The following is an 8625-nucleotide window of genomic DNA, read 5'->3' as shown; positions in this document are numbered from 1 at the left end:
GCTCGAGGACGACTACGTGCTCGAGCGCGCGCTCTAGCCGGGCCTGGTCGGGAGCCCACAAACACGTCGGGCCCGGCATCAGCCGGGCCCGATCGGTCACTTCTTGTTGCGGCGCTGGTGGCGCGTCTTGCGAAGCAGCTTGCGGTGCTTCTTCTTGGCCATCCGCTTGCGGCGCTTCTTGATGACGGAACCCATAGGTCCACTCTCGCTTCCGGTGGAGGGCCCGGCCCGAGGGGCCAGACCTGCTTGATCGACGCGCGGTTCGTCGATCAGCCATCGAGTCGCCCACGCACGGAGAAAGTCCGAGGCCCTACCTTACGCGATCGACGGGCCCGGCCGCGACGCGCCGCCTCATCCGAGGCGTGAACGGCGCCACAGCCGGCGCGATCAGGGGGTGTGTCAGGAGGTGCGGCGGCCGGCCTCGTCGGCCGCAGTGTCCACGACGACCGGCTGGATCGACGTCGCGAGGTAGTGCTCGAGCGCGTCCTCGGGAACGCGGAACGACCGGCCCACGCGCACCCCGGGCATCTCTCCCGAGTGCAGCAGGCGGTAGACGGTCATCTTGGAGACCCGCATGATCTCCGCGACCTCCACGACCGTGAGATAGCGCTGGCGGCCCGGCTGGTCGCTCATCGTCCGTTGTCTTCCGTTCCGGCCGGCGTCGCGTCGGCCCCGCGCACCCCCACTGGGTGTCGCACCACCCTAGTGGCGCGTGGGACGCGAGTGAAAGAGGTGAACCAGAGTGATCACCCGGGTGCGCGACGACAGCCGCGACCAGGGGCGATGCGGTCAGTCGAGGTCGGGATCGAGGCCGAGCAGCGGGAACGCCGCGAGGCGCGTCGCGCGGATCGCGCGGTCCACGTCGTCGGCCGGGTCGTAGCCCGCCGACCAGGGCCGCAGCACGGGCTCGCGGCCGTCGCCCATGCGGTCCGCGCCGTTGCGCCCGTACCGCTCACGGACCACGTCGCGCCACGGCTCCGGGACCGCGACCGCGACGTCGACCGGCGCGTGCGCGGCGATGCCGAGCACGTGCGTCCAGGCCCGCGGCACGACGTCGATGAACGCGTACCCGCCGCCGCCCAGCGCGAGCCAGCGACCGTCGCTCACCTCGTGCGCGAGGTCGTGCAGCCAGCTCGCCGCGAGGCGCTGCGCGTCGATCGAGACGCGCAGGTGCGTGAGCGGGTCCATCACGTGCGAGTCGCAGCCGTGCTGGGTGACGAGCACCTGCGGCGCGAACTCGCGCACCGCGGCCGGGACCACGGCGTCGATGGCCCGCAGCCAGCCCGCGTCGGAGGTCCCCGACGGCAGCGCGAGGTTGACGGCCGCGCCGGGCCCTCCCGGGCCGCCGGTCTCCCGCGCGTGGCCCGTGCCGGGGAACAGCACGTGTCCCGTCTCGTGGACCGAGACGGTCAGCACCCGGGGGTCGTCCCAGAACACCGCCTGGACGCCGTCGCCATGGTGGGCGTCGATGTCGACGTACGCGATGCGCTCGGCGCCCGCGTCGAGCATCGAGCGGATCGCGACGGCGGCGTCGTTGTAGACGCAGAACCCCGACGCGGCGCCGGGCATCGCGTGATGCAGGCCGCCCGACAGGTTCACCGCGTGCGAGGCCTCGCCGGCCCAGACCGCACGCGCCGCCTCGACGCTGCCCGCCACGACGCGCGCCGCGGCGTCGTGCATGTGCGGGAACACCGGGTCGTCGCGCGTGCCCAACCCGCGCGACGCGTCCGACGTACCGTGCTCGGCCGCCTCGCGCACCGCGCGGACGTAGGCGGGCTCGTGGACCGTCTCGAGCAGCTCGTCGGACGCGACGCCCGGCGCGATGAACGAGACGCCCTCGAGGACCCCCAGCTGCTCGGCGAGGCGGAACGTGAGGTCGAGGCGGTCGGAGGTCATCGGGTGCCCGGGCCCGAAGTCGTACCCGAGCATCTCCGGGGACCACACCACCCGCACCGCTCCCGACGCCATGGGCCCACTGTCCCACGGCGCGCGCCACGGGATCGCGCCGTGCTCGCACCGGCGGATAGCGCCGCACGTCACGCCGCCGCATGCCACAGTGGTCCCGGTCCGACGAGATGCACGGGAGGTGAGATGGCGCGGGGTGGTCCCGGGGTGGCGTGGCGAGCCCGCGAGTTCGTCGACCGCTCGGCCCGGCAGTCCCCCGCGCGGCTCGCGCTGTTCGTGTTCGGCGGCGTCATCGCGATCATCACTGCCCTGCTCGCGACCCCGTGGGCGACGAGCAGCGGGCACAGCCCGCCGTTCATCGACGCGCTGTTCACCGCGACGTCCGCGAGCACGGTCACCGGCCTCGTCGTCGTCCCGACCGGGACCTACTGGTCGACGATGGGGCTCGTCGTGATCCTCGTCGCGATCAAGGTCGGCGGCCTCGGCGTCATGACGCTCGCGTCGCTGCTCGGCATGGCCGTCTCGCGGCGCATCGGGCTGACCCAGCGCCTGCTCGTCTCGTCCGAGACCAAGGTGACCCGGCTCGGCGAGGTCGGCTCGCTGGTGCGGACGGTCATCATCACCTCGACCGCGCTCGAGGTGATCATCGCGCTGATCCTGCTGCCCCGGTTCCACATGTACGACGAGGACTGGGGCGAGGCCGCCTGGCACGCGATCTTCTACGGCGTCTCGGCGTTCAACAACGCCGGCTTCGTCCCCACGGAGCAGGGGCTGACGCCGTTCGTGTCGGACTGGTGGGTGCTGATGCCGATCATCATCGGCGTCTTCATCGGCTCGCTCGGCTTCCCGGTGATCCTCAACGTCGCGCGCAACCTGCGCGAGCCGCGACGCTGGAGCCTGCACTCCAAGCTGACGATCACGACGAGCCTCGGGCTCGTGGCGTTCGGCTCGGTGCTCGTCGCGGCGTTCGAGTGGACCAACCCCGGCACGTTCAAGCCGCTCGGCGCGAGCGCGACGGTGCTCGCCTCGCTGTTCGCGGGCGTGATGCCGCGCTCGGCCGGGTTCTCGACGGTCGACGTCGGGCAGATGCACGAGAGCACCTGGCTCCTCACCGACGCGCTCATGTTCGTCGGTGGCGGCTCGGCGTCGACCGCGGGCGGCATCAAGGTCACGACGCTGGCCGTCATGCTGCTCGCGATCGTGGCCGAGGCGCGCGGTGACCGCGACGTCGAGGCCTACGGGCGGCGCATCCCGCGCGAGGCCCTGCAGGTCGCGATCGCGGTCTCGCTCGTGTCCGCGACCTTCGTGCTCGTCTCGTCCCTGCTGCTGCTCGCCATGACGGGGTGGACCCTGGACGTGGTGCTGTTCGAGGTCATCTCCGCGTTCGCCACCTGTGGGCTGTCCACAGGCGTCACCGAGGACCTGCCCACGCCCGCCAAGTACGTGCTGACCGTGCTCATGTTCATCGGCCGGACCGGCACGATGACGCTTGCCGCCGCGCTCGCGCTGCGCAACCGTCGTCGGGTCATCCGGCTCCCCGAAGAGAGGCCGATCATTGGCTGACACCCCGCACTCCGCGCCCCGGACGCCCAAGAAGTCCGACGGCGTCCTCGTCATCGGCCTCGGACGGTTCGGGTCGGCCATCGCCGCGACCCTCGACCGGCTCGGCCAGGACGTGCTCGCGGTCGAGCGCAACCCCGAGCTCGTCGCGCAGTGGGCGGGCCGGGTGGCGCTCGTCGAGGCCGACGCGACCAACCCCGAGGCGCTCGAGCAGCTCGGCGCGCGGGAGTTCCCCGTCGCGGTCGTCGGCGTCGGGTCCTACCTCGAGGCGTCCGTGCTCATCACGGGCAACCTCGTCGACATCGGGGTGCCGCAGATCTGGTCCAAGGCGATCAGCACCGAGCACGCCCGCATCCTGCAGCGCATCGGCGCGCACCACGTGGTGCTGCCCGAGGCCGACGCGGGCTCCCGGGTGGCGCACCTCGTCTCGGGCAAGCTGCTCGACTACATCGAGGTCGAGGACGGGTTCACGGTCGTCAAGATGCGCCCGCCCAAGGAGACGCAGGGATTCACGATCGCGCAGTCGAAGATCCGCGAGCGCTACGGCGTGACGGTCATCGGCGTGAAGAGCCCCGGGATCGACTTCGTCTACGCCGACTCCGAGACGCGGATCTCCGCGAACGACCTGCTCATCGTCTCCGGGCACGCGGACCTGCTCGAGCGGTTCGCCGCCCGGCCGTAACGGTCGGCACAGCCCTCAGCGCCTGCCGAGCGCGCTCACCAGCACGGCGCGCCGGGCCTCGCTGCGCCGCTGCGTGTCGTTCGCGACGTTGAGCGGGTCCAGCACGCCGGTGTCGCGGACCAGGACGAGCGTCGCGCCGAACCGCGACGGACGACCGTAGTTGAACGCGCCCGCGTAGGGCGCGAGCGCGACGTCGGCGATGTCCCGGTCCGGGTACGACCGCGTCGGCCACCAGCCCCGCTCGACGAGCGTCTCGCCCTGGCGGAACACGCCGGTGAACGGCGCCCGCGCGAACACCAGCACGCCCACGCCGACCAGGACGGCAGCGATCGCCGGCACACCGACGACCCCGCTCGCGCCGACGAGGACGAGCACCGCCGCCCACCCGAGCCACAGCGCGAGCGTGAGCCGCCCCGGCCACAGGATCCTGACGGCGCGCCCCGTGCTCACTGGCTCGACTCCACGATGATCGCGCGCAGCCGGTCGGCGACCGCGGCGTCTCCGCTCGTCGCGAGCACGCCCGCGGGGCCGCGCCCCCACAGCCACAGGTCGAGGTCCCACGCGGTCCCCCGCACCTCGCCCGTCGCGTCGTCGGGCGCATCCGCGACCAGCTCGGCGCAGTCCTCGTCGTACGTGTTCCCGCTGGTCGGCGAGGTCCCGGTGAACCGGCCGAGCGCGACGGTCCACGCACGGTCGACGTCCGTGGCGACGAGCCGCACCTGCGCGCCCTCGGGCGTGAACGTGGCCCACGCCGGCAGCCCGCTGACCATCACCTCGAGCATCTCGGCGACGCCGTCGGCCGCGAGGTCGGCGGCGGGCTCGGTGAGCGGGACCCCCGCGGCCTGCTCGGCGTCCACACGGTGGATCAGCGCCTCGTGCGCCTGGCGGCGCAGCACCCAGGCGATGTCCCCGCCGACGGGCGACCACGACCAGCACGCGTCGCCGGGCTCGTGCACCGCGAGCGCGTCGAGCAGGGCGGTGGTGCAGGTGCGCAGGAACGCGACGAGCTCGTCGTCCGGAGGGCGGGTCACGACGTCGTCGGACGGCTCCGCGGGGGCGGACGCGACGACGCGCGACCAGAAGTCCTGGACCTCCGCCAAGTGGTAGGCCAGGTCAGCGGCACTCCACTCGGGACATGCGGGGACCTGGGCGGCCGGGTCGGCGCTCGCGAGCGCGGCGGCGCACCGCGCGGACTCGGCGGCGATCACGGTGTCGTACGGCAGAGGTGTCACCCGCACGACGCTAGCGACCGCCGCCCACACAGCGCCACGGCGCCGACCCCCGCAGGGAGCCGGCGCCGCGTCGCTGCGGGTGGGTCAGCGCACCCGCAGGCTCACCGCCTTCGACGTCGCGGGCCCGAGCGTCGCCGACCCGGCGTACGCGGCCGAGACCGTGTACGTCCCGGAGGCCAGCGCCGGGAGCGTGATCGAGGCGCGCCCCGAGCTCGACAGCGTCAGCGTCTTCGTGGCGAACGTGTGCGAGCCCTTGCGGATCGTCACCGTGACCTTGCCGGTCGCCTTGAGCGGACCGGAGACCGCGACCGTGGCGACGACCTTCTGGTTCGGACGGGCCGTGGTCCGGTTCAGCGTGACCTTCGCGCTCGCCCTGGCCTTCGCCACCGTCCGTGTGACGGTGGCCGACGAGCCCAGCACGGCCGTCGAGCCCGCGTAGGTCGCCACGACGCTGACCTTGCCCGCGGGCAGGCGCGGCAGCGTGACCGAAGCCTTCCCCCCCGAGAGCGTGGCCGTCTTCGTCGTGAGGACCTTCGAGCCCTGCGTGACCTTCACGGTGACCTTGCCCGTGGGCGTCACGCCGGTGCCGGCCGTGACCGCCACGGTGACGCGTGCCGTCGAGGCCGTGGTCAGCGAGGCGGGTAGCCCGACCGAGACGGCCGACGACGAGGCCACGGCGACCGACGCAGCGGCGCTCGCGTTGCCCGCCTTGTCGACCGCGCGGTACCCGAGCGAGGCGGCCTGCTTCGGCAGCGTCACCGGGCTCGCGTAGGCGGTCCACGCGCCGGAGCCGACGCGGTACTCGAGCCGGGCGAGGCCCGACGTCGCGTCCGAGCCGGTCAGCGTGACGGTCCGCCCCGAGACGGCGGCCTTGGCCGTCGGCGCGGTGCGGTCGACGCGCACGTCGGCCGTCACGGGTGTCGAGACGTTCCCGGCGACGTCTGTGGCCCGGACCCGGACCACGTGCGTGCCGTCGGCCGAGACCTTCACCCCGCCCGCGGCGAGCGGCGCCCACGCACCCCCGTCAACCGACGCCTCGACCGAGGCGACACCCGAGACCGGCGTGCCGGAGTCGGTCGCGACGGCGGTGACCGTCACGGCCGAGGTCCACCAGCCGCCGAGCCCGTCGGGCGCCGCGGGGGCGGTGGACAGCACGACCGCAGGGGCGACCGTGTCCGCAGGCGGCGCGACGACGGTGAGCTCTGCCGTGTCCGACCCGGCACCGACGACGTCGTAGCCCGCGTACGCGGCCCGGACCGTGTACGAGCCGGCGGCCAGCGTCGCCGGCAGGTCGACTCCGGCGGCGCCGTCGACGAGCGTCACCGTCGTCGAGAAGTCGCCCGCGGTGATCGTCACGTCTCCGGCGACCTCGCCACCATCGGACGCCGCGACCGTCACGTCCGCGTGGACCGTCGACCCGAGCTCGACCGACGACTCCGAGAGGGCGAGGGACACGGACGACGTGACCGCGGCGGGCGCCGCACCCGTCAGCTGGTTCCACTCGCTCGCGGACACGTTGGCGACCGTGCCGTGCCGCGGGTGGGTGGGCAGGTCCCAGGACGCCGGCAGCGTCCAGGCCGGGTTCGCCAGGCTGGGGCTCTTCAGCGGGATGTACCCGCGGCCGCCGTACTCGTCGACGAACAGGTAGAAGCCCGAGCCGTTGACGTCGCCGGGGTTGGCCTTGAAGATCGTCGGCCCCTCGACCCCGCCGGTGCCGGCGTTCTTGCCGATGCAGTTGGCCTGCAGCGACCAGGCCGACGAGGGCGACGTGGCCAGCAGGTCGGTCGACCGCTCCTGGATGATGTCGGTGCAGCCGCTCGCGGCCGCCTCGTCCTTGGTGAACCGGTAGTAGGTGTCACCGTCCTTGAGCACGGTCGAGTCGATCACCGACTTGCCCGGGTCCTGCCAGACCTGCGGCTCCGTGAACGTCACGAAGTCGCGCGTCGTGGCGTACATCATCCGGTTGTACGTCGACCCGGTGTGGTCGGGGTCGGACGCCGCGTAGAGCTTGGACGCCCAGAACACGACGTACGCGCCGATCTCCTCGTCGTAGTACGCCTCGGGCGCCCACGTGTTGCCCGCGGTGCTCGGCGAGACGCGCACGTGGCGCTGCGCCGACCAGTGCACGAGGTCCTCGGACTCCCAGACCTCGATGTACTGGCTGCCGGAACGCTGCGAGGCGTCCCAGCTCGTGCCCCCGCCAATCGAGAGGTCGGTCGCGATGAGGAAGAACTTGTCCCCCTCGGGCGAGCGGATGAGGAACGGGTCGCGCAGGCCCTTGCTGCCGAGCGTCGAGGTCAGCGCCGCGGCGCCGCCGTTGAGCTCGTCCCACGCGAGCGCGTTGTTGCCGCGGCTCGCGGCGAAGTAGATCTTCTCGCCCGCGAGCGAGTCGCCCGTGAAGTAGCTGAACACGTACCCGGTCTTCGGGGCTGTGCGCGGCAGGGCGGGGACCGTGGCGGTGTACGCGTGGCTCGCCTGCTCGCCGCCGTTGGTCGCGGTCGCGGTCAGGGTCACCGTGGCGGCGTCCTGCCCGTAGGCGGGCCGCGTGGCGTCGCCGGTCGCCGTGATGACGGCAGCGGACGACGAGGTCCAGGTGATCGCCGAGCCGCGCGGGCCCGTGGCCGGGAGCGTGAGGTTGCCGCGCACGTCGTCGAGGTTGGTCACCGTGAGGTGCTCGGCGTCGTACGTCGCCTTGGCGCCCGGCGCGATGTCCGCGAGGACGGTGACCGTGAAAGCCTTCGTCGTGCTGACACCGCCCTTGGTGAGCGTCGCCGTGAGCGTCACCGTGGCGTCGGGTCCGCCGAACGCGGGGCGGGTGACCTTGCCCGACCCCGTGACGACGGCCGGGTCGGAGGACGACCAGGCGATCGTCGATCCCTGCGTGCCCGTCGTCGGGAGCGTCAGGTCGGCCGTGACCGCGTCCACGCCGGTGAGCGCGAGGGCGGACTTGTCGGCGTCGACCGCGGCCTGGTTCGCGGCGGCTGCCCCAGCGGCGACCTGCGACGGGGTCAGCGCCCGGTTGTAGATCGCGAAGTCGCGGACGTTGCCCTTGAGGTAGGCGTCGGCCGTGTAGACCGAGCGGCCGATGTAGTTGGCCGCCGTGACGCCGCCGCCGATCGAGCCCGGCGTGAGCGTCACGTTCGCGTTGCGCGCGACCTCGACGCCGTCCTCGTACAGGATCCCGGTGGTGCCGGTCTGCGTGTAGGTCACGCGCTTCCAGACGTCGCGCGCGAGGTTGGAGCTCTT

At 72.9% G+C, this 8625-nt stretch carries 8 protein-coding genes; 2 read left to right on the top strand and 6 right to left on the bottom strand.

Annotated elements, in window-relative coordinates:
- Window positions 1-96: 96 nt before the first annotated feature.
- The 3 genes from D1825_RS02005 to D1825_RS01995 form a co-directional block, all read right to left on the bottom strand.
- Entirely contained in the window at window positions 97-195 is a 99-nt protein-coding gene (locus D1825_RS02005) for a 30S ribosomal protein bS22 (RefSeq protein ID WP_003792170.1), read from the bottom strand.
- A gap of 204 nt (window positions 196-399) precedes the next feature.
- Window positions 400-633 (bottom strand): helix-turn-helix domain-containing protein, encoded by a 234-nt coding sequence (locus tag D1825_RS02000; RefSeq protein WP_118765823.1) that lies wholly within the window; start codon window positions 631-633, stop codon window positions 400-402.
- 156 nt (window positions 634-789) lie between these two features.
- Window positions 790-1968, bottom strand: coding sequence for an acetoin utilization protein AcuC (locus D1825_RS01995; protein ID WP_118765822.1), 1179 nt, complete (start codon window positions 1966-1968; stop codon window positions 790-792).
- Window positions 1969-2091: 123 nt separating this feature from the next.
- Between D1825_RS01995 and D1825_RS01990 the strand changes: the two genes are divergently transcribed.
- Together D1825_RS01990 and D1825_RS01985 are read left to right on the top strand one after the other, a co-directional pair.
- Complete coding sequence (locus tag D1825_RS01990) at window positions 2092-3468, top strand: TrkH family potassium uptake protein (RefSeq protein ID WP_118765821.1); 1377 nt, start codon at window positions 2092-2094, stop codon at window positions 3466-3468.
- A complete protein-coding gene (locus D1825_RS01985; RefSeq protein WP_118765820.1) occupies window positions 3461-4147 on the top strand; it encodes a potassium channel family protein in 687 nt (228 codons plus the stop codon). The genes D1825_RS01990 and D1825_RS01985 overlap by 8 nt, the downstream gene beginning before the upstream one ends.
- Window positions 4148-4162: 15 nt before the next feature.
- Here the strand turns inward: D1825_RS01985 and D1825_RS01980 are convergent, their stop codons facing one another.
- From D1825_RS01980 to D1825_RS01970, 3 genes are all read right to left on the bottom strand, one after another.
- Window positions 4163-4597 (bottom strand): hypothetical protein, encoded by a 435-nt coding sequence (locus D1825_RS01980; protein ID WP_118765819.1) that lies wholly within the window; start codon window positions 4595-4597, stop codon window positions 4163-4165.
- Entirely contained in the window at window positions 4594-5379 is a 786-nt protein-coding gene (locus tag D1825_RS01975; protein WP_158580662.1) for a maleylpyruvate isomerase N-terminal domain-containing protein, read from the bottom strand. The genes D1825_RS01980 and D1825_RS01975 overlap by 4 nt, the downstream gene beginning before the upstream one ends.
- 84 nt (window positions 5380-5463) lie before the next feature.
- Window positions 5464-8625, bottom strand: a 3162-nt coding sequence (locus D1825_RS01970; protein WP_118765817.1) for an immunoglobulin-like domain-containing protein, incomplete at its 5' end; no start/stop codon positions are given.

This window comes from Cellulomonas rhizosphaerae (assembly GCF_003470205.1).
In the GTDB taxonomy this organism is placed as follows: domain Bacteria; phylum Actinomycetota; class Actinomycetes; order Actinomycetales; family Cellulomonadaceae; genus Cellulomonas; species Cellulomonas rhizosphaerae.
Note: the sequence above shows the minus strand (reverse complement) of the source record. Positions and strands in the feature narration are given on the sequence as shown.

What these genes read in the sequence shown, in the direction of transcription:
- D1825_RS02005 (WP_003792170.1), bottom strand. Translation starts at nt 195, where the DNA reads ATGGGTTCCGTCATCAAGAAGCGCCGCAAGCGGATGGCCAAGAAGAAG.
- D1825_RS02000 (WP_118765823.1), bottom strand. Translation starts at nt 633, where the DNA reads ATGAGCGACCAGCCGGGCCGCCAGCGCTATCTCACGGTCGTGGAGGTC.
- D1825_RS01995 (WP_118765822.1), bottom strand. Translation starts at nt 1,968, where the DNA reads ATGGCGTCGGGAGCGGTGCGGGTGGTGTGGTCCCCGGAGATGCTCGGG.
- D1825_RS01990 (WP_118765821.1), top strand. Translation starts at nt 2,092, where the DNA reads ATGGCGCGGGGTGGTCCCGGGGTGGCGTGGCGAGCCCGCGAGTTCGTC.